The sequence below is a fragment of the Vibrio tapetis subsp. quintayensis genome (assembly GCF_030409945.1).
GTDB lineage: Bacteria > Pseudomonadota > Gammaproteobacteria > Enterobacterales > Vibrionaceae > Vibrio > Vibrio quintayensis.
Map to the genome: position 1 here is coordinate 118,218 of NZ_JAUFQV010000035.1, position 24,092 is coordinate 142,309.

Consider the following 24,092-nt stretch of genomic DNA (forward strand, 5'->3'; position numbering starts at 1 on the left):
CTTTTTTAAGGTGACAATATAGGAGGAAACTAGTGCTGGGTCATTAACCTATGTTAAGCCCTGGATGCATGCACACCAATTTAACTAACGATTAAATTGCACCCGAAAGTCCCTTGGTGTCATGCCTTTAATGGTTTTAAATTGGCGATTAAAGTTAGATAAATTGGTAAAGCCCGACTGTTCGGCCACTAGCGAAATAGGGACTTGGGAATTGACTAACAACTCGCAGGCTTTACCTATTCGGAAGCTTTTTAAGTGCTCGGAAAAACTTTCATTGAAGTGGCGCTCAAATAAACGATAAACCGAACTTTCGCTCATGTGAAGGACGTGGCTGCAATCGCGAATTTTTATGGGGTCTTGATAGTTTTTTTCTAAATACTGCCGCGCGAGTTCAACTTTTTTGTGCTGTTCATCGTCTTGAAAATGCTCTGTTGGACCGTAGCTGCGTGCTGACATTTCAGAGCTCTGATTATCATCCGCGAGTAGGGTTAAACTCTCTATTAGGTGCAAAAACTGGTGATGTGGCGGGAGCTCATCGATACCAGAAAGTAACTGGTAGATCTTATCTGACGTGGTTTTACTAAATTGTAGGCCGTGACCAGAGCGGCGTAATGTGTTTTTGAATAAAGCAAATTCTGGCGCTGCGCTTAAGATAGATTCAACCCATGCGTGGCTGAACCATAAAATAAGAGAGTGTTGAGGTTTTTCTTTAGAGCCGTTGATGTTGCCCGCCACCATATGCGGTAAGCCTGGGCCGTACAAGACTAAGGTATTGTGCTCAATTGGCCCTATGTAATCGCCCACGAAGCATGTGCCTTGAAATGCATCCCACGGATCGCGGTAAATCACCAATTCATACTCACTATGATAGTGCCAAGGACATTGAAATTCAGTCTTAGGGACTGAACAGCAATATTCTTTCACCATCCAGCTAAAATTGTTTTTACTGCTTATGTTTTCTATGCGCGGTTTCATCGGCGACCTCATCATCCATCCACCAATAATATATATTATTCATTCAATAATTAGCGGTAATTTGGGAGAAAAGTATCAATTGACGACGGATTCCTATCAATAATGCGAGGAGTTCTTGATTAAAATGAGCGCAATTCATCAGAGTGTTGCACTTGATGGATTTGAGATTGTCTATTTTATGAAAGAACGGAGGCTTTATGTTTGCCGACAGAACCGCTATATTGTTTATCCTGACCACCTTTGCTTCGGGCCTGTGTGGCTCATTTTTTTATCCCTTATCGAGTGTGTTCATGGTCGAACATCTAGGTGCAACTCCATATATGTTAAGCGCTTATATGATCCTTGCGGTTGTCAGTTCGGTTGTGATGTCTCAGTTCATTGCCTATAACTCAGATAAAAGCTGGAGGCGTAAAAGAATCCTGCTGGTGGCGTTTAGTTGTTATTTTATCACTGTTGTGAGTTTTGCTTTTCTAGACAATTACTATGTGGCCGTGGGCATCGCGTTCGTTTTTGGAAGCGTAAGTGGCGCAATTTATGGTCAGTTGTTTGCGCTAGGGCGTGAGTATGCGGACGAGCACTTAGAAGAAAGCGGCGTTACGTTTCTTTCTACTATGCGTGCAGGCATGGCTGTTGCCTGGGTTTTTGGCCCTCCAATCGCTTTTATACTTAAAGGTGCGTTTGGATTCTCTGCGTCGTTTTTGGCATCGGCTACGATGGTCGTGGTGACCATTTTAGTGGTGTACTTTTTTCTCCCTGATGGAGAAACGACGAAGAACACGGAATCGAGCGAAAACGTGGATTTTAAGTGGTATAAAAATGCGCCAATCTTATTGTTAAGTGTTGCATTATTGGCAATGTTCGCCGCAAATAACCTTTATATAACGTCAATGCCATTGTATTTCAGCCAAGAGCTGAGTATTGGTGCAAGTTGGGCTGGAATGCTATTTGGATGCGCTGCACTTTGTGAAATTCCCATCATGCTAAAAGCGGGTCGTTTGTCCGAAAGGTTTGGCGTTTATAAGCTGTTATTGGTGGCATCTGTTGTTGGCACCCTGTTTTATATGGGGATGGCAATGGCGAACCAAGTGTGGCAATTTTTTGCGCTGCAAATAGTTAATGGTATTTTCGTCGGAATAATTGCGACGTTAGGGATGGTTGCGCTACAGGATCGAATGAAGCACCAATTGGGTGTTGCTTCAACTCTGTTTTCGAATTTAATGCAGGTGAGTATTTTGTTGTCGAGTGTGTCGGTAGGGCTCGTTGCTCAAAAGTACAATTACCACTCGACCCTTTATGTGAGCTTTGGTGCGACGGCCTGTGCGTTCATGTTGATGGGGTATTTTTATGTAACCTTTTGTAGAAACAATCCAATGGATAAAAAATTGATATTGGAGCGTTCTCAGCCGTAATAGGCCTGCAGTAAAACTCGGAATCAGCGGGTTGATTCCGAGTTTTTGTTAGCGAGTAGACGCAATTGTTGCAGTGATAAAATTTTCAAGAAATAGCTTTACAACAATAAATTCTTATGTGATAGTTCGCTTCGTTCTGATAGCAGAGCCATTTATTGAAAGAAAAAAGTAAAGCAAAACCCTCCAACTTCCTCGTAGTAGCAGTTCTAGTGTTTCCCTTAGCTTCAAATTCAGATTCGATAATTTTTATAACCCATTAAAATGCGCGTGCAAGATAGCAATAGCTTGTTCTGATCCTTCGACTTATTTCCTGTTAAGGAAGTGCCAGTCGGTGAGTTCTGATCCTGTTATTTAATGCTATTCAAAATGCGTATTTCAATATTTAATTTAAGAGAGGACAAATATGGCACGTTCAGCCGGTCGTAAGAGATTTTGGTTTCAAAAAAACCACAACGTAAACAAAAAATAAGAGAGATATGACAGTAGATTTTAATATTAGAGAAAATAACGTCTTCTGGACGTCGAAAATGCACCAACTTAATAGCGATATCTTGAAGAGACACGTACTGGTACTTGGGAAAGTTTCAGACATTGACCTTGAATTTCACTATTGCGAACAATCAGGTAAAGGACAAATCCTGAATAGGAAAGGACGCCAGCTAGGCAGCTTTATGGTTCAAAGCGCTTAACTGACGTAATCTTAGGTAACATACCACTTTAAAATACCAAATATTAATGCGTAATCACGGCGCATAATTTGGATATTTTCTTACCGAAGTCATTCTTTAATTTAATAGCCTAGATTGGCGATTATTAGAAAGCCCCAGTGCTCGATGTAACTTGACCGCTGTTGAAGATATTATTCGCACCACTTTGCCATTCTACTGAAACAGTAGGATCAACCTCTGAACGTTTAAGGCATTTCCATTCTATATTTGCTGCACTAGGCACAGAGATGGTAGCTTGCCACGAAGGGTAGCTTGCTGGTGTGAGTTTAATGGCTCCAGCTGGTAACCAGCTCCCTAATTGCGTTTGATTGCCCACGGCGTAAACGCTTTGTCCGAACGAAGTCTGACCGTTGTTACATGTAAAAGTCACATCAACCAGATTGGACTCGTCACCGCCTTTTGAGTGTAAAACAATAGACTCATTTTGGTCCAAATGAAGTGTTGCTGCTCCTGAAGTTACGGAGACAACATCACTACCGACCAAGCTGGTGTAACTGCCATTCGCTAAGCCAAGATTCGCTACGTTAATCGATTGATTGCTACCTTTATTCACGGCAACCACAACGACATCATTTCCTGATTTACGTTCATAAACGAGAATGTCTTCGTTAACCCAACGTTGGGAATAGCTGCCTTTTTGAATCGCAGGGCTTACTTTTCGTAGATCAGCGAGGGCTTTAATGATCCCATATGCTTCTGTTGTTTCATCAAAATTTGGCATTTTTTCACGGTTGTATGGGTCACTACCGACTTGGCCAAATGCGTTAGTGGTAAAGTTTGCCGCGTATTGTTCTGTTCCATAATAGATTGCCGGGATCCCTCGAACGGTCATAGTGACCACTAAGCCTAACTCGACGCGCTTTTTAGCAAAATCAGCCGATTGGTTACCACCTTGTTCACTATTGCCGGGACCAAAAGTACTTGCGTTTGAGCGCAGTGCTGTCGAGATGCGCGCCATGTCGTGGTTATCTAAAAAGACCACTTGCCAATCATCACTACTGAATACGTTTGAACGTTTTACTAAATAGTCGTTCAGGGTCTGCATCGTATTACCCGGACGATTAGTAAGCAGACGCTCCATCGTATCTCTGTATCCGAAATCGAGTAGGGCAGATCCTGAAGTGTTTGCGTAATCAATCGCATAACCATCGATTCCTGCCGTCGTATTAGCACTGGCTCCAAACCACTCCCCAAAGAAATAGAATCCTTCGCGACCAATTGTTTTTGAGTAATCGTAAATGTCGGTTGTCCACTTCTGGATAAACGCTTTATCCATATGCTTAATCGCATCGATTCGAATCGCATCAACACCGGCATCTATCCAAAATTTGGAACCGTCTAATAGGTAGTTATAGACGGCCGGATTTGCTTGATTGAAATCCGATAAGTTAAATAAGTTGTAGTTACGTACTTGATTCCAGTCAGTCCAGTCAGTGACGCCACCGTTATGGTGATACCAATTGGTACCAGCAGCAACGTCTGTTTGATAGTCCGTTATGTATTGCCCATCGCGATATAGAGCGCCGTATTCGTTTTCATCATTACCACTAGAATGGTTAGGTGCGTAGTCCAAGACCATTTTCATGTTGTACTCAGAACTGTGCATCTTAGCGGTGAGCTCTTTGAAGTCATCCATTGTGCCAAGGTGCTCATCGACGCGGAAAAAGTCGCGTCCCCAATAACCATGGTAGCCGGCGCCGCCGTGTTTATCTGTGTTGTCTGCGTTATCAACGGGTGGAGTAATCCAAATAGCGGTTACACCCATCGACTTTAGGTACGGCAGTTTATTAATAAGACCACGAATGTCTCCGCCAACGTACTTCTTGAGGTTGTTGGGGTCATAAGTTGCAGGGTTATTACCTGTGTTGTTCGCGGAATCACCATCACTAAAACGATCTAAAAAAACAAAGTAGATTGTCTCTTGTCGAAAGTCTAAAAATGTTTCACTGGCTTGAGCTTGACTAGGTGAAGCCAAGACCGAGTTCGTGTCTACAACATTCGCCATTGATGCACTCGCGGCCAAAGAGGCCAGTATCGCGGTGCATAATATGGTTGTTTTTTTCATGGTGATTCCCCCGAATCAGTTTAGTTAAAAAGCGATAAATTGGTTTCCATTAAATCGTAAGGTTCTGTTCCGATATAAAATCGAAAATGTGGCAGAATTCCGTATTTAGGTTAAATCGGAATTTCTTACCAATATCTGAGGTGGTGATATCTTGGTTGTTCACTCTGGCGATGAGCTCTTTGCCGCCAATTTTGAAGTAAAGATATTTCTCGTTACCCATATTCTCAACAACCGTTAATTCGCCTTCAAATGCATTGAACGTGTCCCCTTCTTCTGCCAAAGATATATGTTCAGGGCGAATGCCAAAACAGACAGGCTTATCAATAAAGTCTTGCAGTTTGGTTTGCTTATCGAGAGGGATATACATGCGAACACCAGGCGCAATTTCAACAAATGTGGCCTCGCCAGATTGGCGCAAAACAGTGTCGACCAAGTTCATGGCAGGAGAACCAATGAAACTGGCGACAAATTTGTTTTCTGGGCGGTTATATAAATTAGATGGCGTGTCGACTTGCATGATTTTGCCTTGGTTTAGTACGCAAATTCGATCGCCCAGCGTTAAGGCTTCAGTCTGATCATGGGTTACGTAGATCATGGTCGCTGGGTTGCCTTCTTCTTTGAGAGACTGGTGCAGTTGAGCAATTTTAACTCGCATCGATACACGCAGTTTTGCATCTAGGTTAGATAGAGGCTCATCGAAAAGAAAGACTTCTGGCTTACGCACAATAGCGCGACCAACCGCGACTCGTTGACGTTGCCCACCTGACATCTCTTTTGGCTTTCTATCCAGTAAGTCGGTTATTTCAAGCTTTTCAGCGGCTTCTTCTACACGCTGTTTGATCTCTTCTTTCGACTTTTTCTGCATTTTTAAACCAAATGCCATATTGTCGAATACGGTTTTATGTGGGTACAAGGCATAGTTTTGAAATACCATGGCGATACCACGATCTTTTGGCGGAAGTGTATTAACGATTTGATTACCGATAAAAACTTCGCCGCCACTAATGTCTTCAAGGCCCGCTATCATGCGTAGAGTCGTGGATTTTGCACAGCCTGATGGCCCAACGAAAACCATGAATTCGCCATCTTTGATATCTAGGTCAATGCCGTGAACCGCTTTAAAACCGTTCTCATATTGTTTTTCTACTTTGCGTAGGCTTACCGTTGCCATTTGATACTCCGCATTCGGTGGTGTTTCCAATAACTGTATATTTACTGAGTGATTTTAATGATTCACTGGGTAAAGACACAAAGGCGAGCTAACGGCAGTAGCTAGCACGCCAGAGTGAAAAAAGCTTACTGGCACTTCATTACGAGTGCTCGTACGGGTTTTTTGTCCTTAGAGATTTCAATGCTCCAAAGGTATTTGCCGTCTTCTGGAATATTGACGACTGTATTCTTAGCGAAACCACCACGTTTCAGTTGTTTTTCATAACCTACGGTCATTTCCATTCCCGCAGCGGTGTATTGAGGATTCCAACTCATGGTTGCAAATTGCAGGCTCACATTACCGGCCGTCTCTTGGCTAACTACTTGATAAATACCATCGCCTTTGTGGGCCATTTGGTGGTTTTCATTGTGCATCCATTGGCCTTCAGGGAAAGTGCCAACGACGTATAAAGAAGGGCGAATTGGTCCGCGCTCTTCAACTGTTGGCAAGTTGCAGTCAGCAAATGGGCCTGACGCAATTTGTGCTGTCGTTGCTTCTTCACTGGTGCTAGCGCAACCCATTAATGTTGCAGATAAAAGAGCCGTTAAAATTAATGTACGTTTCATCGTTATTCACCTAATGGTTATTTGTATATCGATATTAAATGGTCAGATTAACTTGAGTATCTTGGTCAAATATGTGGCTAAAAAAGGTATCAAAATTAAAGCGCAACGATTGCCCGATATCGCAAGCGGCTAGGGCGCTATAGCGAAGGCGAGATATCATTTCTTTGTGGGCGATTTTAAAATGAACAAGCTGAAAACCGTCTTTGGTTTCAAGCGATGTCAATTCGCCATGAATAGTATTCAATTGATCGTTTTCTTCAGCGATGGATATAAAGTCAGGGCGGATCCCAAAATCGACTTTCTGGTCTACATAATGATGGAGTTTTTCTTGTTGGCTTTTTGGCAGAAACAGACGGCTACCGTCATCCAGTTCAAGAAATAAATTGTGCTTATCGAGTCGTATCGTAGATTCGATCAAATTAAAGTTGTCATCCATCATTACGTATCGCCTTATGCTTGTTATTTGAATAGGTTGGCGAACAACCCTTTGCGTTCCTGCATGGCTGTTTCTTGCGGTTCTTGTGCGCTGTTTTTGCTTTGTCGCTTCGCTTTATCTTGGCCTAAAGTTAATCGGCTCAACACGGCCAAGTTCTTGTAATAAGCACGCGCATCTTTTGCTGGATAACCAAATAAGTCGCTGTTTTCTGGGAATGAGTGACTGACGCCAGATTTAGCTTTAACCACCGAGTTCTTGCCTATGGTTAAGTTGCCCGCCGTGCCTGCTTGCCCATGAACAATCACGTTGTCTTCTAAGATGGTATGGCCTGCAAATCCCGCTTGAGACACGAGTAAGCAGTGTTTGCCGATGTGGCAGTCATGGCCAATTTGCACTAGGTTATCGATTTTAGTGCCTTGACCAATAATGGTGTCGCCAAGGGTTCCTCGGTCGATGGTGTTGTTGCAGCCAATTTCCACATCGTCTTCGATGATCACTCGGCCGACGCTTTCGACTCGTTCGTATCGGTTACGTTTTCCAGCCATGTATTCAAAGCTAAAGTTACCAATAGAGTTGTTTGAATCGATGGTGACGTTGTTGCCAATGATGGAGCCTTCTTTAATGACGGTATTGGCATGGATAGCCACGTTATTGCCAATGCTTACGCCATTCATGATTTTTACACCAGGCATGAAATGGCAATGTTCACCAATGGTGCAATGCTTACCTATATAGACGTCAGGTGATTCTGAGGTGTTTCCTTGATCGAACAGCTGATACTTATGAACCTTGTACAGTTTTAATAAGTGGTTTAGCTTGTCTGTGTCTAATTGTTCGATGACGATTTTTACTTTTGCGTCACTTTTTAATACATCTTTTGGGCCGATGATGACATCAGCGAAAGTTTCGGAAATTGCCTTAAGATCTTTCTTAGCGAATACGATCGCTAAGCCACCTTTTTCGTGGCTACGAATAGGGCGAATAAATGAAATTTCATTTACGCCATCTCCAACTATTTCTCCCCCGATAATAGCGGCAAGTTCCGAAACTTTAATCATAATGTCTTCTCTTTAAATAAAATTACAGACGGTAAAGGGCTTGTAAGAAGAAGGTGTTTTGATCCACGTTTTTCTCTTGGCCTTGTTTACTTGTGTGCGTTTCTTTGTCATTCGCCCACTCGTATTCAGCTTTTATTAGCCAGTCGTCACCGACTGCCTGTTCATATCCGACTGTCGCTTTGCGAATGTCTTTGAAATACTCGTCACCTTTTGACCAACCATCAGAGACAGTTGTTTTGTTTTCACCGATGCGAGTTCTGACATAAAGGGCACCAGCATCTTCAAAGCTGTATTGTACAATTGGCTCAGCATACTTTTCCGTGAAGTCACTAACTTCGTTGACAGTACCATTGCTACCTCTGTCATCGTTATCTTTGATTTGGTAGAAAAGCTCGACACCAAATTCCCAGTTACCCATTCGTTTGTATGGCTTAATTAAGAAGGAATATCCTTTTTCTTCACGATTACCCCAACTGGCTTTGTTTTCATCGTTGTAAAGGTACTCAAGATTGGTGTACACACCAGCGTTGTACTCGTTGTTCCAATAGGTTAGATATGGACGAAGGCTGTGCTCAAACTTACGTTTTGGATGCGCGGTGACATTTTTAGAAAAAACGCGACTATCCGTGATTTCAAGGTCATAGATGAGACCTGTTGTCCAACCGTCGGATAGATCAAACCCCTTATTCATGGAAATTAGGTGTTTGTATGAGTTTTCAGTTTCATGATACCCGCCACTATTGACCTGTTCTCGATCTACCAGTTTTAAAGCGTAAAGCGCAGCAAGGTTCCACGTAGGGTTGCTGTAATAGAACCCAAACACTTCATGTGTTTTAGTACGTTCTTCAATCGTACTGCCGTTGAAATCAGTAGTTACTTTATCTTCATATTCGAATGAAGTGCCAATGTGACCACCAAAGTTCATGGCATCGTTCACAACCGATTCGTAGATACTTCTTTCTACGGTAATCCCGCGTTGATTATTTGCAGCGTAAGCAGAGGTACTAACAACAAGTGCATTTGCCACCAATACCGAAATTAATGTTTTGTTCACAACATTTCCTTATCAACTCATCCAGAGTTGCGAGTAAGAGCTAAGACCAATAAAAATTAGTAGTTCACGTTGAACGCCTAATTATTGTTCTGCATTTAAATTTGTTTTTCTTCCCTAGTCGTTCCTAAATGAGAGTTTGGTCACTAACTTCGCTCTGTTTTGTTGATTTGCGTCACAAATATTGGTGTTTTGAATTCATGGGGCGATTGGGTTTTGCGTTCATTATTTTAAGGTTGATTCATTTAATAAGCGATTGGAATATTAGTTATGAAGCCTTTTAAACACTGTAATGGTGACGCTTGTCACAATTGTTATTTGGCTTTTCCGATTAAATATTGACTTACGTTCGAACAGAATTAATCTAGTAGTACATTCTGAACTACCAAATGTAACGGAAACGGTGTAGGCATGAACAAAAATCTATTAGCAACAGCATTGTTGGCGTCGGTATTTATGGGAGGCATGGTCAATGCTGAAGAAATAAAACCGGAAGCAGGCGCTGAACTACTTATCTGGACAGACAAGACAACCGTCGACTATATGGAGTATGCGGCAAAGGAATTTAATGCAGACTTCGGCTACGACGTGAGCTTCTCTTTTCGTGGGCTAGCACCCATTGATTCAGCATCACGATTAATTCAAGACGGCGGTTCAGCACGCGTTGCAGATGTCGCTGAAATAGAGCATGACTTACTTGGGCGTTTGGTCGTTGCTGGTGGCGCGATGGAAAACCTAGTGTCAGCCGAGCGAATAGAACAAACGTTTATGGATAATGCGATTGCAGCTGCAAAAGCGGAAGGTATCGATTACGGCTTTCCGGTTAGCTTCGCCACCACCGCGTTGTTCTATAACAAAGACCTCTTACCTAATCCCCCAAAGACGTTTGAAGAGTTGGTGGAATTTTCCAAGACGTTTAATGACAAGAAAGCGCATAAGTACGCGTTACTTTGGGATATTCAGAATTACTACGAATCACGAATGTTTGTGAGTTTATATGGAGCGTATGAGTTTGGTAAGCAAGGTACAGATGCAAAGGATATTGGCATCAGTTCCGAAAAGGCACAACAAGGCCTAGCGGCGATGAAAACGTTGCAAGTAGCCAATAACTCAAATCCAAACGACATGCGCAACCCTCAGGTTCGCCGTGGTTTATTTAACGAGGGAAAAGTTGCAGCGATTATTGATGGCCCTTGGGCAATTCAAGGCTATCAGAATTCGGGTGTGAATTTCGGCGTTGTTGCAATGCCAACACTGGATGGCCAGCAACCAAGAACATTTTCAACCGTACGCTTAGCGGTCGTGTCTTCATACACGGAATACCCGCGTGCTGCTCAACTATTCGCCGATTATATTTCGTCGCCTAAAATGCTGACCAAGCGTTATGAAATGACCCAATCTATTCCACCTATCAAGTCAGTACTTGAAGAAATCATTGTGGATGCCGACGAGGCAACCTACGCGATCATCACTCAAAGCTATTATGCTGATGCGATGCCGTCGATTCCAGAAATGGGCTTCATTTGGTCGCCAATGGCGAGTGCGATTACCGCTTTATGGGTAAGTAATAAAACGCCAAAAGAAGCATTAGACAGAGCATATTCAATTATCCAAGAGCAGATTCAGCTACAGGAATAAAGAGGATTTATGCAGTTAACTGATACCAAAGTGGTGCCAAAAGTGCCTGCCTCGATTTTGATAATGGGCGCGACTCAGATTCAAAAGGGGCATTGGGTTAAAGGGGTGTTCTTTCTTGCTTTGCAGGTTCTTACCTTGCTCATGCTTCCTGATTTAGTTGTGATGCTAAAAGGGCTCGTAAGCCTAGGTGATGTCGCGCAAGTTCGTAAGGGCTTTAAGGTGATACCAGGCGATCATTCAATCTTCATGTTAGTTGAAGGGGTGATCGCACTGATGTCCCTCTTCCTTGTTGCCTGTATTTACGTTGTTAACGTGAAAGATGCACGAGTATGTGAGCGCACTTCTTTGTCTGTTTGGCAGCAGCTAAAGGAAATCTATGACAGCAAGTTTGCGTTTATTGTGCTGTCTCCTGCTGTGATTGCGAGCATTGCATTTATCATCATGCCGATCGTCATCACCGTGTTGGTTTCGTTTACCAACTACTCGGCACCAAACCATATCCCACCAAGAAATTTGGTTGACTGGGTCGGTTTTAAGAACTTCTTTTCTCTGTTTGAGCTAAAGATCTGGTCTAGTACCTTCTTTGGTGTTGCTAGTTGGACAGTACTTTGGGCATTTTTTGCCACAATATGCACGTGTGGCTTTGGTTTCATCCTTGCGATGGCCTTGCAGAATAAGAAAATTAAAGCGAAGAAAGCATGGCGCTTTATCTTTATTCTACCTTATGCAATCCCGGCTTTTGTTACTTTGTTGATGTTCCGTTTGTTGCTTAATGGAGTAGGGCCTGTTAACGCAACGCTAAATAGCTGGGGGTTTGATTCTGTTGCATTTTTGTCTGACCCGATACTCGCCAAGTTTACCGTTATAGCGGTGAGTGTGTGGGTGGGAGCACCCTATTTCATGCTGTTGATTGCTGGAGCATTAACCAATATTCCTGCTGATTTATACGAAGCAAGCGAAGTGGATGGCGCCAATAAATTTCAGCAGTTCTGGGAAATAACCTTGCCGATGGTATTGCACCAAGTTGCGCCTTCTTTGGTGATGACGTTTGCCCATAACTTCAATAATTTCGGCGCTATTTTCTTATTAACCGAAGGTGGCCCAATTAACCCAGAGTATCGTTTTGCCGGTCATACCGATATTTTGATTACTTGGATATACAAACTGACTCTTGATTTCCAGCAATATCAAATTGCCTCGGTTATCTCGATCATTATTTTCTTATTCTTGTCTGGCATTGCGATATGGCAGTTTAGAAGAATGAACTCATTTAAAGACGATGTGGGCATGTAATTATGGGTAAAATTTTAGAGAAACTAGGGACGTTAATCGTCTACCTATTTTTAACCCTGAATGCCTTATTGGTACTTGGGCCTGTGATTTGGACGATTTTGGCGTCGTTCAAAAAAGGCAACAATCTGTTCAGTACTTCATTTAGTAATATTGAGTTTACTCTGGAGCATTACAGTGCGTTGTTCACCGATACGCCTTATTTTGAGTGGTACAAAAATACCTTTATTTTAGCGACATCAAATATGTTGATCTCTTTGGTTATCGTCACCATGACGGCGTTTGTGTTTTCGCGTTACCGTTTTAAAGGTAAGCGAAACATCATGATGAGCATTTTGGTATTGCAAATGTTCCCAGCCTTTTTATCCATGACCGCGATTTATATTTTGCTCTCAAAAATGGGCTTGATTGATACCTATATTGGTTTGCTGTTTGTCTATGTAACGGGTTCTCTTCCATTTATGGTGTGGTTAGTTAAAGGCTATTTTGATGCGATACCCACCTCGTTAGATGAAGCCGCAAAAATTGATGGTGCTGGGCATATGACCATATTCTTAGAAATCATATTGCCGTTGGCAAAGCCCATTTTAGTGTTCGTCGGCTTGGTGTCATTTACTGGCCCTTGGATGGACTTTATTTTACCAACCTTGATATTACGCAGCGAAGAAAAAATGACATTAGCGATAGGTATATTCAGTTGGATTTCATCTAACTCTGCAGAAAACTTTACCTTGTTTGCCGCAGGCTCACTACTGGTAGCAGTACCGATAACTTTGTTATTTGTTGCGACTCAAAAACATATCACCACCGGTCTCGTCAGCGGTGCAGTAAAAGAATAATAATTAGGAAATACAAAACATGATTACTAAAAGTTCTTTGACCCACTCGGCAAAGAGTGCGGACAGTTACGCCTACGATAAAGAGACACTGCATATTCGGTTGCGCAGTGCCAAAGGAGAAGTAGAGCGAGTGTCACTATGGATAGGTGACCCGTACCACTGGGCTGAAGGCGGCTTAGATGGCGGTAATTTAGGGGGCAGTGATGCCCACGGCTGGGTTGGTGGCAATGAAGTCGAAATGGTTTTAGAGGGCACAACGGAATACCATGATCATTGGTTCGCAGCCTTTAAACCACCAAAACGCAGAAGCCGCTACGGTTTCATTCTTTATGGCAAAGAGGGTGAAAAAATCCTGTTTGGTGAAAGAAAATGTGCCGATTTAAGTGATGAGCGTGAGGCAGAAATTGAGCTAAGTAATCTAAGTAATTTCTATTGCTTCCCTTACATCAACCCAAAAGATGTGTTGCTGACGCCAAGTTGGGTGCCGGACACAATTTGGTATCAGATCTTTCCTGAGCGATTTGCAAATGGCCGTCCAGATATTTCACCATCAAATGTTATGCCGTGGGGGAGCACTCCGGTCTCGGATAACTTTATGGGCGGCGACTTATGGGGCGTATTAGACAAGCTTGATTACCTGCAAGAACTTGGCGTTAACGGTTTGTATTTTTGTCCAGTCTTTACCGCGAACGCGAACCATAAATACGACACGATAGATTACTACAATGTTGATCCGCATTTTGGTGGCAATGAAGCATTTAAAGCGCTGGTGAAAGAGGCGCATAAGCGTGGTATGAAGGTCATGCTGGATGCAGTATTTAATCACATCGGGCATCAGTCACCGTTGTGGCTAGATGTGGTTGAAAAAGGCCAAGACTCAAAATATGCAGATTGGTTCTGGATCCATGAATTTCCCGTGTACCCAGACACGCCAAAAGATCAGTGGGACTTTTGGAACTTGAACTACGAGACGTTTGCGAACGTAGTTGAAATGCCAAAATTGAACACCGAAAATCCAGAGTGCAGAGCTTACTTACTCGACGTCGCGAGACACTGGGTGGAAGAGTTTGATATTGATGGTTGGCGTCTAGATGTTGCCAATGAAGTCGATCATGCGTTTTGGCGCGATTTCCGCCAAGTCGTCAAAGGCATCAAACCAGATTGTTATATCCTAGGTGAGATATGGCACGAAGGCATGCCTTGGCTGCGCGGAGACCAATATGACTCTCTAATGAACTACCCGTTAACGCAAGCCGTGACGGATTACTTTGCATTAGGCACAACAGACAAACAAATCTTCATGGATGGTGTGAGCCAGTCGTATTTGTCTTATCCACGTAATGTTAATGAAGCGATGTTTAATTTGCTCGACAGTCATGACACGACTCGGATTCTTAGTCTCTGTGATGGCAATAAAGCGAAAGCGAAATTGGCGTATTTATTCATGTTCACTCAAGTGGGAGCGCCTTGTATTTATTACGGTGGAGAAATCGGGCTTGATGGACGACGAGGAATGGGGCAAGAAGGCAATCGCAAATGTATGCAGTGGGATCTTAGCGAGCAAGATTTGGATTTCAAAGCCTTCATCCAATCTCTGATCGAATTGAGAAAAGCAAACCCTGAGTTTAATCAAGCATCTATTGAGTGGTTAACGCTTGATGACGAGGATTGTGTCGCGTACAAGCGCGGTGATTTACGTTTCGTTCTTAATAACTCTTCAGGTTCAAAGAGCCTCAAAATCGATGGTCGCCAAGTTAGCTTAGAAGGCTATGGCTACCGTATCGACGGCGTGAAGTCACTGAACTAGTTATGAAACTTGGTGTGTCGATAGAGAGCGAATGGATACGTATGGTACTCGTTACTGCCGGTGGCGAGACCTTACTTGAGTCTGAATATAAAACACCCAACACAACGGAAACCATCGTATCAAGCTTGAATACCAGAATATCTAATCACCAGTTTCGTTATGGTGCTATTGAGCGCATAGGGATAAGCATTTCTGAGTATTTGCAATTCGGGTTTGGACAAGGCACTCCTTTTCGAGAAAAAATACAAAGTAAATTATTGAGTCATGTACGTAAATACGATTGGAATCAAACACCAATTACCTGCGCACAAGCGGCGGCGCTAAGCGAAATGAAACGAAATAAGGCTAACAAAAATGAACGCTTGATGACGGTGGTACTGGATACGGATTGCAGTATTGGTTTTTCAACGGTTCGGCAACGGCCAGTTGCAACGAGCAGCGTCGATTTTTCTCATTGGGCTCACTCGCCATTGCCTTATTATGAAGCGCTTAACGATGGGTTAACCCCCATTTGTCGATGCGGTAACGAGAACTGTATTGATCAGTTTCTGTCCACTGGTGGTCTAGAACGTCAGTATCATCAATTGGTGCTTAACAATCTAACTGTACAAGAAATCTTTGATGCCTTAGAGCGGTATGACATGCAGGCGACTCGAATCTATCGAATGTATGTAGATCAATTAGCTCGGGCATTGTCACCTCAAATTTCGCAATTGCGTCCAACACGCTTGGTCTTGTATGGAATGATAAGCCGTTATCCAGCCTTAGCGTTCGATTTAAAAGCCGCGTTGGGGCGTTATTGTAATAACTCAGATATTCCACTCGTATCTTGTTCAGAGTTAGGCCATTTTTCTAGCGCTTATGGTGCGACACTTCATTCATAAAAAATTAGAGTCAAATTGTTGGTAATGGTAGTCTTAGGTAAGAAGCTTAATGAATAGTATTAGAGGTCAGTTCGTGTCAGAAATTGTAACCAAATTGATGGATTTTGGTTTTACCAAAACCGATGCCATGGTGTACATCACCTTGCTAAAAAACGGACGTTCTAGTGGTTACAAAATTGCTAAAGAGATTTCGTTGTCTCGTTCGTCGGTCTATTCTTCAATAGATAATTTGTACAGCAATGGTTTTATTTTTCTCTCGGACGGAGATACCAAAGAATATGAAGCTAAATCTCCCGATCTGATTTTTAGCCAGATTGAAAAGAAGACCATTACAAATATCGCTATTCTCAAGAAAGAGCTCTCTAAAATGGCGCTTCAAGAAGAGAAGGAGTTTGTTTATAACGTCTCGGGCTATGACAATTTGGTGCAAAAAGCGAAAGAGCTGATTAACCAAGCGCATGTGGAAATATATTTAAATTCAGATTTTCGTTTGAGCCTGTTCAAGCGAGAATTGTGCGAAGCCATTGAACGTGGTGTACGAGTGATAGGCTTTTCGTTCAATAAACTGGAAACACCGCACGAGAAAATGGAAATGTATTCGCGTTCAGAAGATCCTGAACAAGATTACCCATCGCACCGATTTATGCTTGTTGCAGATATGAAGTTAGCGCTCGCTTTCTCTCATCGGGATGAAACTATGGGGCTTTATACCAATAACAAGCTGATGGTAAAGATGATTGCAGAGCATATACACAGTGATATTTATCTTACTGAATATGAGCGAGCAAACCTAGAAAACAGAGTAAGAATCAACACTATCCATGAGCAATCTAACGCCATGGTACAAGATGATCTTTCTAAAATTCGATAGAAACAATAGCATTGCTTGATGCCATAAAACTAAAGGTCTACGGAATTACTCGGTAGACCTTTTTTGTATTCACGTTAATTTAGCTACTCGTTATAGAAGCTTTCTTCACCAGGTTTAGGTTTGGCTTTTTCACCACTAAATACACCGCAATAGCGGCCAAGCCAAAACCAAATGCCGCAGAAGCATCAAAGCTTTCATCGAACGCTAACCAAGCTTGTATCGCGGTAACAGGTGGAACCAAATAAAACACGGAAGCGACGCTTGAAGAGGCACCATGTTCGACCATGTACAGAAGTAGCATTAAAGCAACGCAAGACAGCACAACCACTAGCCAGGCTAAAGTAAGGATTAGTTCCATCGTCCATTGTATTTGCATGGTTTCAAAGGTCATTGCATATGGGAGAAATAACACCGCCGCTGCAAGGTATTGAACCGCAGCACCACCAACCATATCGACTCCTTGGCAGAACCTTTTCTGATAGAGGGTTCCAAGTGTTATGCCTAACAAAGCAAGACCTGAGGCCATAACCGCTTCCCATTTTTGGCCTTCGGATTGCCATTCAATATTGCCCATTAATACCAAACTGATGCCGATAAACCCTAAAGCGAGTCCGATCCATTGAGCGCTATTGAAACGCTCTTGTGTCGCGTTGACTAATATTAAAGCGGTCAATATAGGTTGTGTACCAACTAAAAGTGAACACAAACCAGAGGGCATCCCCATATCAATGGCTAAATAGCTGCCTCCAAGATAAAACCCGTGGATTAGTATGCCCACCACACAGCTATGCCAAAATGCGCTACCTGTTGGAATTCGGCGGTGTAATACCGTCACCAAAATTAAAAACAAAACAACATTAGCGGCCATACGAACCAAAAGTAAGGTGGCGGGTTCCGCGTATTGAACACCAAATCGAGCACCAATAAATCCGGATGCCCAAAGCACGACAAAAATAAACGGGATCATTCGAATTAGCATGGCGAACCTTTGTATCAATTGTTTAACATTCTGTTACTGTAATAGGGTACAGCTAAGTTGGTAAGGCACAGATTAAGTTAGTTTGGAGGGTACAGATGATCGGTGAAAAAAAGTATTTGTTGGTCGAGCAGCATTTGCGTAATGGAATGAATAATGGGGTTTATTTACCTGATGACAAGTTGCCCTCTATCCGTCAGCTCAGCATAGACTTACACGTAAGTAAAAATACCGTTATTAGAGCTTACCAAGAGTTAGAGGCGCTTGGGCTGATCTACGCAGTGGCAAAGTCGGGTTATCGTGTAAAATGGCCCGTTCATCAAGGTCAATATCAACATGTTCAAGAGCCGAAAGAGGTTGATTTGTTGACGTTATCGCGCTCATTGCTGACTTACCCAAATTATAAAGAAATATTGCCTACTGGTTCTGCTCATCCAAACACTGATTTTCCAGCAATCAAGAGCTTGTATGCTGAAATTGCAAGGCAAAGCCGTACTCAGAGTAATGTGTCGAGCCACTATCAATTACCTCCTGGTGATGGGAAATTAATAAGGCAACTGTTGAAGATAAGCCTAGATCTTGGGGTTCCTGCACAAAGTGAAAGTATTTCCGTCACTCACGGAGCTCAGCAAGCCATTAGCCTCGCTTTGCGTGCGTTAACCCAACCCGGCGATATCGTTGCAGTAGAGTCACCTTGTTATTTTGGTAGTCTATTATTGATGGAAGCTCTGGGATTAAAAGTGTTAGAGATACCTAGTTGCGTACGTACAGGTATCGATCCTTTAGCATTTGAAGAAGCGAGTAGGCTATGGGACATCAAAGCGTTATTGATCACGCCAAATTTCACTAACCCCACGGGTGCCCGCTTGCCTCTGAATAAGCGAAAAACGCTACTGCAAGTTTCTGGTGATATCCCCATTATAGAAGACGATGTCTTTGGTAGTTTATGCACCGAGAAAGCGATTCCTAGCCTGTTTTCACTCGATGACAAAGGGCGGGTTATATACGTGAATTCTCTGTCTAAAACCTTGGACTCTCGATTGAGGATAGGGTGGCTCATTTCTGGTCGATACCATACGCAGATTGATAAATATCTTTTGTGTGAAAATATGGGGGGATCGAATTTGATGCAATCTGCTGTTGCAGACTTTTTAACAACAGGAAAGTACAAGATTCATCTGAATAAAATTAGGCGAGTATATCAGCAGAATCAGCGCCGATTTAATCTCATGTTGAGCCAAGAACTTAACCTGCATGACAACTTAGTTGGTCGATACCACATTACCCAGCCTGAGGGTTCATTCTTAGTTTGGCTAACACTTCCTAAGGGCTTTGATAGCTATAAGGTTTGCCAGTTATGCCGAGAGCAAGGCATCAGTATTTTACCCGGTTCAATGTTTGGTACAGCGCATCAGTTTGATCATTGTTTACGCTTCAGCACGGCTAACTTCAGTGAACAGGTAAATTGGAGTAAAGGACTTAATGGTTTGGTGAATATCATCTCCAATCAACTTGAAAATCAATAACTAAACCGTGTATTGTTATGGCAGGGTTAACAGTGTTACGTGTTAATTAATGTTTTTGTCACTAATCGCATGTATAACCGGGATTCTTTGCTACTTTTAAAAGACAACAAAAAAAAGTAAAAGATGTAAATAAAAAGGCTTTCTCGTTAACGGAGTAAATATAATGGGTTTGGACAATATCTCAATATCCAAGAAGCTTTCAATTTCCCCTGCGGTATTAATCGCAATTTTGATTGCAATGGCTGTCATCAGTTCAAATTTGTTGGGTAACCTATCCGACGATATGAAAAAAATATCGTTTGATTTAGCACCAGATACAGAATTGGCCGCAGAACTAACTGATGCCGTGTATGGATTGAGGCTGACAGTAAAAAATTACATTAAAACAGGTGACGAAAAGTTCGTTGATAAGTTCAATGAACAAGCGGCTTTGTGGTCTAAAGACCTAGAGCAAGCCTATAGAGAAATTCAAAACCCTGAACGTGTGGCTCTATTAAAGTCGATAGACGGCATGAAAAAGGAGTATTTAGGCACCTTTACTGGGGCGGTTATCTCAAACATGCGTAGCCGAAATGAGTTAGTTCAAGGCACGCTAAACATAAACGGCCCTGAAATTGAACGTAAACTCACTCAGGTGATGGATTCAGCCAAGAGAGACGGTGATGTTGTTGCCGCTTATCATGCTGGCCGAGCCGTCCGTGCTTTATTACTCTCCCGTCTTTACGTTTCCAAATTTTTAGTCGAGAACCAGCCTGATCAAGTTGAACGTTTTAATAAAGAATTTTCGGCTTCTGAAGAGGAAATGGAAACGTTATTAAGTACCTTGGAAAATCCGGGTCGACGTCGATTAACAGAAGAAGCAAAATCACTGCTGAATCAATATGAATTGGCGTCTAATAGCGTCGCGGCGATGATTTACGATCGTAACGAAGGCATTCAAACTCTCGATACCGTTGGTCCTCAAATTGCCGTCAAAATCGCTGACTTAAGAGCCTCTATTAGTGAATCGATGAAGCTTGCCGCTACGACTTCTCAAAAGCATACAGAAGAGTCGACATCTATGTTGTTCACTATTGCCGCTGGTGCCATCTTATTAGGCATTTTGGTTTCGTTCATGGTGACTAAAGCAATTGTGACCAAACTTGCAGGCACGAATAGCGTCTTGGCAGACATTGCTCAAGGTGAAGGCGATTTGACCATCCGAATACCGGAGCACGGGCGCGATGAGCTAGCGATGCTGGCTAAAAACTACAATACATTCGCCGATAAGCTGCAAAGCACAGTGAGCAAGCTCAATATGGCGTCCGGTAGTATGTTAACGTCGGCGCGAGAGCTTACCGACAAAGCCAACAGCACTCAAGAAGAAGTTCGTGAGCAACAGTCTCAAGCGCAATTAGCGGCCTCAGCGATGACACAAATGTCGGCCAGTGCGCAAGAAGTAAGCAACAGTGCAGTTCAGGCTTCAGAGTTGTCTCAGTCCACTGCAAATGCCGCAAGTGAGGGGACAAAAGTTGTCGTAGACGCGGCGGCTTCGATGCAGAGTTTGTCTGAGCAAATATCAGATGCCAGTGACACGGTAGAGCAACTGCGTGCGGATAGTGAGCAGATTGGGTCAGTGTTGGATGTAATCAGAAGTATTGCTGAACAAACCAACTTGCTGGCACTAAATGCTGCGATAGAAGCGGCACGTGCTGGTGAGCAGGGGCGAGGGTTTGCAGTGGTAGCCGATGAGGTTCGCTCGCTTGCATCTCGAACTCAAGAGTCAACGCAAGAGATCCAGAATATCATTGTTAGCTTGCAACAGCGTTCTGAAACTGCCAGCCAGGCGATGACTAAAAGTCGAGCAAGTGCAGAAGAAACAGCCGCACAGGTACAATCAGCGGAAGAATCGCTAACATCTATTGATGGTTTTATCGCACAAATTAATGACTCGATAGGCCATATATCAAGTGCTGCAGGGCAGCAAGCAACGGCTGCCGATGAGGTGAGTATTAACGTGAATACTATGTCTGATATTTCCGATAAAACACTGGCTCAGTCGATAGAAACAACAGAGTCGGCAGAACAACTAAACCAAGTGGGCACGGAAGTCAGCGGGTTGCTTGGGCAATTTAAAGCTTAAACACGTTTAGAAATACATCGTTGCCATTTATCAAAATAATTATTGATGAATGGCAGCGATTTTTTATATGTGTCAGTAAAGTAGAGCGGCAGGCTAGTGACTCATCGAAGATATGCCATATATGGTTTGAGGTTCTGCTCTAGTGAACGACGTTATACGTCCGGGATGAATGCGACGTAGTAAAACCATTCAAAAACGAATCCTCATTGGAATAACTGGCTGAACATGCCTAGTTTTCATATAGGCTTAGGTCACACTTTTTTTTTTGCTGATAACGACTTCAAAGTTTGCTGATAAAAATACCTTATGGTTCCTCTAAGGCGCTAGTATTGGGCCAATCTTCAATCGGCTGTGAATAACGAAAGGATCGGTTATGCAGGCAAAAACCCATATCTTAGTGGTAGACGACGACAGCGAAATTAGAGAACTCTTGGAAGAATACTTGTCCAAGTTGGGTTTTCGTGTTTCTACCGTCGAAGATGGGGTCGAATTGGATAAGCATCTCAAAGAATACAGTTATCCTGACTTAATTTTGCTCGATGTGATGTTGCCAGGCGAAGACGGTTTTGCCCTGTGTCAAAAAATTCGCAAGCACTCCAACGTGCCCATTATTATGCTTACCGCAGTTTCTGAGGAAACCGATCAAATTATTGGCTTAGAAATAGGCGCGGATGATTATATAGCTAAACCTTTTAGCCCCAGACAGCTCATTGCAAGAATAAAGGCACTGCTGCGCCGAGTGCACGTAAGTGAAGAAGAGCCTAACTCTGGGCTACCAAGACGAGTGCTGTTCGGTGACTGGCAGCTGGATACGTTGTCTCATCAAGCCACCAATAATGAATCAGACGAAGTAGTGGAGCTATCTGGCAGCGATTTTACTTTGCTAATGCTGTTTTTGTCTCACCCGAATGAAATTTTAGATCGAGACACGATTTCTCACGCGACTCGCGGGCGCGAAGCCATGCCATTTGAACGAGGTATTGATGTGCAATTAAGTCGCTTGCGGCACCGTTTTGGTAATGACGGCAGCAAGTTCATTAAAACCATGCGTGGTAACGGCTACATGTTTACTGCACTCGTCACATTTGAGCATTAAACGGTGCTTAAATTTCGCTGGCCGCGTTCTCTGGTTGGTCGAACGTTATGGCTAACCTTATTGGCGGTTGCTGTTGCACAGGGAATTGCGACCATGATTTGGTACTCGCAATCTAAAAGCCGTGAGCTTGAGGGGATCCGATCTGCCTCTTCAAGTATGGCGACCATGTTTGCTTCTACCGTTAATTTCTTCCAGTCATTGCCTCTTGAATATCGCCATATTGTATTGGACCAAATCCGAAATATGGGCGGCACTCGATTTTTTGTTTCATTTAACGATGAGCACCTAACGATCGAGCCGATAAATAGTTCCCCTTTAAAAGAAGCGTCTATTGATGCGGTTAAAAATGTCCTGGCACAAAAGCTACCCAAGGCGCATCACATTAGTGTGGAGTTTTCTCGTCCGGATAAGCTCAGAATTTTAAAAAATGACATCTACTTGAGCGATCTGCCGAAATCATGGGCTCATCACACCTTAACTTTACAGCCAATAAATCCTCCTATTTTAGTGGTTCAAATTGAACTTGCTACGGATGAATGGTTGTATATCGCAGCCTTGTTGCCTGCCCCTTATGTGAGCTTAGAAGATGAAATCCTTGGGACCGATCAATTGATCTTTCTCTTTTTCTCGACCTCGTTATTACTCTTACTCACTTACTTAATGATCCGGCGTCAGGTCAAGCCACTTAAGCGTCTGGCACAAGCGGCAAACGACTTGAGTCTAAATATCGATCAAGCGCCTTTGGCGGAAGAGGGCGCGTCGGAGTTAGTGACGGCAACTCGAGCATTTAACCGGATGCAGCTGCGGATTAATCGCTATATTACCGATAGAGAAACGCTTTTTTCGGCTATTTCACATGATCTTAAAACGCCGATTACTCGTTTAAGGTTACGAACAGAGTTGCTTGAAAGTGACGCCAAACGCGAAAAATTCAGCCAAGATTTAAACGATCTTGAGATGATGGTTAAAGGAGCACTTCAGTGCGTAAGAGAAACCGACATTCATGAGAACACTGAGTGGGTCGATCTTAACGACATGCTGGCAAGCATTGCAGAGAGCCACAACCACAAGCAACTTAATGTTGTGCTGCCAGTAGATAGGATTCCGCCATTGTGGGTTAAACCGTTAGCGATAAAGCGCGTGCTGACTAATCTGATAGATAACGGCGTAAAATATGGCAATAAAGTCAGAGTCTTTGCCTATGATAACGACACCGGGCTTGAATTGATTGTTCTTGATGAAGGCTCTGGTATCCCAGAAGATAAACTCGAAGCGGTATTTGAACCATATTATCGCTTAGCAAAAGACGCCGACGGTCATGGGTTAGGCCTAGGGATCAGCCGCAGTATCGTGCATGCACATGGCGGAGATCTCATTATTTACAATTCTATTAACGGTGGTTTAGAGGCTAAAGTCTTGATACCACACGATCTTGATGACTAATGTAACAGCCTTGTTACACTGGTATTACTCTTTGTTGCAATCTTCTGTGCCGGGTCGGATTAAGCTCTAGTCAATCGAGGAAATCAATGCCGTACCGCGTTT

At 43.0% G+C, this 24,092-nt stretch carries 20 protein-coding genes; 12 read left to right on the forward strand and 8 right to left on the reverse strand.

From position 1 onward, the window contains the following. Positions 1 to 84: 84 nt before the first annotated feature. Positions 85 to 975: an AraC family transcriptional regulator gene (locus tag QWZ04_RS17990; RefSeq protein WP_290329636.1), complete on the reverse strand. Its 891-nt coding sequence runs from the start codon at positions 973 to 975 to the stop codon at positions 85 to 87. Positions 976 to 1,172: 197 nt separating this feature from the next. Between QWZ04_RS17990 and QWZ04_RS17995 the strand changes: the two genes are divergently transcribed. Next, on the forward strand, positions 1,173 to 2,384 hold the full coding sequence (locus tag QWZ04_RS17995; RefSeq protein WP_290329637.1) for a sugar efflux transporter: 1,212 nt from the start codon (positions 1,173 to 1,175) through the stop codon (positions 2,382 to 2,384). 476 nt (positions 2,385 to 2,860) lie between these two features. Continuing rightward, positions 2,861 to 3,073 carry a hypothetical protein gene (locus tag QWZ04_RS18000; protein ID WP_290329638.1) on the forward strand — a complete coding sequence of 71 codons (213 nt, stop codon included), beginning with the start codon at positions 2,861 to 2,863 and terminating at the stop codon, positions 3,071 to 3,073. Positions 3,074 to 3,197: 124 nt separating this feature from the next. On the opposite strand, the gene QWZ04_RS18005 is transcribed toward QWZ04_RS18000, so the two are convergent. The 6 genes from QWZ04_RS18005 to QWZ04_RS18030 form a co-directional block, all read right to left on the reverse strand. Then, positions 3,198 to 5,177 carry an alpha-amylase family glycosyl hydrolase gene (locus tag QWZ04_RS18005; RefSeq protein WP_290329639.1) on the reverse strand — a complete coding sequence of 660 codons (1,980 nt, stop codon included), beginning with the start codon at positions 5,175 to 5,177 and terminating at the stop codon, positions 3,198 to 3,200. Positions 5,178 to 5,226: 49 nt separating this feature from the next. Beyond that, positions 5,227 to 6,348: an ABC transporter ATP-binding protein gene (locus QWZ04_RS18010; RefSeq protein WP_290329640.1), complete on the reverse strand. Its 1,122-nt coding sequence runs from the start codon at positions 6,346 to 6,348 to the stop codon at positions 5,227 to 5,229. Between the two features lie 125 nt (positions 6,349 to 6,473). Next, entirely contained in the window at positions 6,474 to 6,953 is a 480-nt protein-coding gene (locus QWZ04_RS18015; protein WP_290329641.1) for a glycosidase, read from the reverse strand. A gap of 34 nt (positions 6,954 to 6,987) precedes the next feature. Beyond that, complete coding sequence (locus QWZ04_RS18020; protein ID WP_290329642.1) at positions 6,988 to 7,392, reverse strand: hypothetical protein; 405 nt, start codon at positions 7,390 to 7,392, stop codon at positions 6,988 to 6,990. Between the two features lie 20 nt (positions 7,393 to 7,412). Beyond that, positions 7,413 to 8,447 carry a UDP-3-O-(3-hydroxymyristoyl)glucosamine N-acyltransferase gene (locus QWZ04_RS18025; protein ID WP_290329643.1) on the reverse strand — a complete coding sequence of 345 codons (1,035 nt, stop codon included), beginning with the start codon at positions 8,445 to 8,447 and terminating at the stop codon, positions 7,413 to 7,415. Positions 8,448 to 8,469: 22 nt separating this feature from the next. After that, complete coding sequence (locus QWZ04_RS18030; RefSeq protein WP_290329644.1) at positions 8,470 to 9,501, reverse strand: porin; 1,032 nt, start codon at positions 9,499 to 9,501, stop codon at positions 8,470 to 8,472. Between the two features lie 408 nt (positions 9,502 to 9,909). Between QWZ04_RS18030 and QWZ04_RS18035 the strand changes: the two genes are divergently transcribed. From QWZ04_RS18035 to QWZ04_RS18060, 6 genes are all read left to right on the forward strand, one after another. Continuing rightward, complete coding sequence (locus tag QWZ04_RS18035) at positions 9,910 to 11,136, forward strand: sugar ABC transporter substrate-binding protein (RefSeq protein ID WP_290329645.1); 1,227 nt, start codon at positions 9,910 to 9,912, stop codon at positions 11,134 to 11,136. 9 nt (positions 11,137 to 11,145) lie between these two features. After that, the gene (locus tag QWZ04_RS18040; RefSeq protein ID WP_290329646.1) at positions 11,146 to 12,429 is read left to right on the forward strand and encodes a carbohydrate ABC transporter permease; all 1,284 of its coding nucleotides are present in this window, start codon (positions 11,146 to 11,148) and stop codon (positions 12,427 to 12,429) included. Between the two features lie 2 nt (positions 12,430 to 12,431). Next, on the forward strand, positions 12,432 to 13,265 hold the full coding sequence (locus QWZ04_RS18045; RefSeq protein WP_102522584.1) for a sugar ABC transporter permease: 834 nt from the start codon (positions 12,432 to 12,434) through the stop codon (positions 13,263 to 13,265). Positions 13,266 to 13,284: 19 nt separating this feature from the next. Beyond that, positions 13,285 to 15,072 (forward strand): glycoside hydrolase family 13 protein, encoded by a 1,788-nt coding sequence (locus tag QWZ04_RS18050; protein WP_290329647.1) that lies wholly within the window; start codon positions 13,285 to 13,287, stop codon positions 15,070 to 15,072. A gap of 2 nt (positions 15,073 to 15,074) precedes the next feature. Then, positions 15,075 to 15,956, forward strand: coding sequence for an ROK family protein (locus tag QWZ04_RS18055; RefSeq protein WP_290329648.1), 882 nt, complete (start codon positions 15,075 to 15,077; stop codon positions 15,954 to 15,956). 73 nt (positions 15,957 to 16,029) lie between these two features. Further along, the gene (locus tag QWZ04_RS18060; RefSeq protein WP_290329825.1) at positions 16,030 to 16,827 is read left to right on the forward strand and encodes a TrmB family transcriptional regulator; all 798 of its coding nucleotides are present in this window, start codon (positions 16,030 to 16,032) and stop codon (positions 16,825 to 16,827) included. 79 nt (positions 16,828 to 16,906) lie between these two features. Here QWZ04_RS18060 and QWZ04_RS18065 read toward each other — a convergent pair whose 3' ends face one another. Then, positions 16,907 to 17,806: a DMT family transporter gene (locus tag QWZ04_RS18065; protein ID WP_290329649.1), complete on the reverse strand. Its 900-nt coding sequence runs from the start codon at positions 17,804 to 17,806 to the stop codon at positions 16,907 to 16,909. 95 nt (positions 17,807 to 17,901) lie between these two features. Between QWZ04_RS18065 and QWZ04_RS18070 the strand changes: the two genes are divergently transcribed. The 4 genes from QWZ04_RS18070 to QWZ04_RS18085 all read left to right on the forward strand — a co-directional run bounded on the left by QWZ04_RS18070 (position 17,902) and on the right by QWZ04_RS18085 (position 23,990). Continuing rightward, positions 17,902 to 19,329 carry an aminotransferase-like domain-containing protein gene (locus tag QWZ04_RS18070; protein ID WP_290329650.1) on the forward strand — a complete coding sequence of 476 codons (1,428 nt, stop codon included), beginning with the start codon at positions 17,902 to 17,904 and terminating at the stop codon, positions 19,327 to 19,329. A gap of 163 nt (positions 19,330 to 19,492) precedes the next feature. Further along, positions 19,493 to 21,451 (forward strand): methyl-accepting chemotaxis protein, encoded by a 1,959-nt coding sequence (locus tag QWZ04_RS18075; RefSeq protein ID WP_290329651.1) that lies wholly within the window; start codon positions 19,493 to 19,495, stop codon positions 21,449 to 21,451. Positions 21,452 to 21,824: 373 nt separating this feature from the next. Next, positions 21,825 to 22,547, forward strand: a complete 723-nt coding sequence (locus QWZ04_RS18080) for a response regulator (RefSeq protein WP_290329652.1) — start codon at positions 21,825 to 21,827, stop codon at positions 22,545 to 22,547. A 3-nt stretch (positions 22,548 to 22,550) separates the two neighbouring features. After that, positions 22,551 to 23,990, forward strand: a complete 1,440-nt coding sequence (locus QWZ04_RS18085; protein ID WP_290329653.1) for an ATP-binding protein — start codon at positions 22,551 to 22,553, stop codon at positions 23,988 to 23,990. The last annotated feature ends 102 nt before the right edge of the window (positions 23,991 to 24,092 follow it).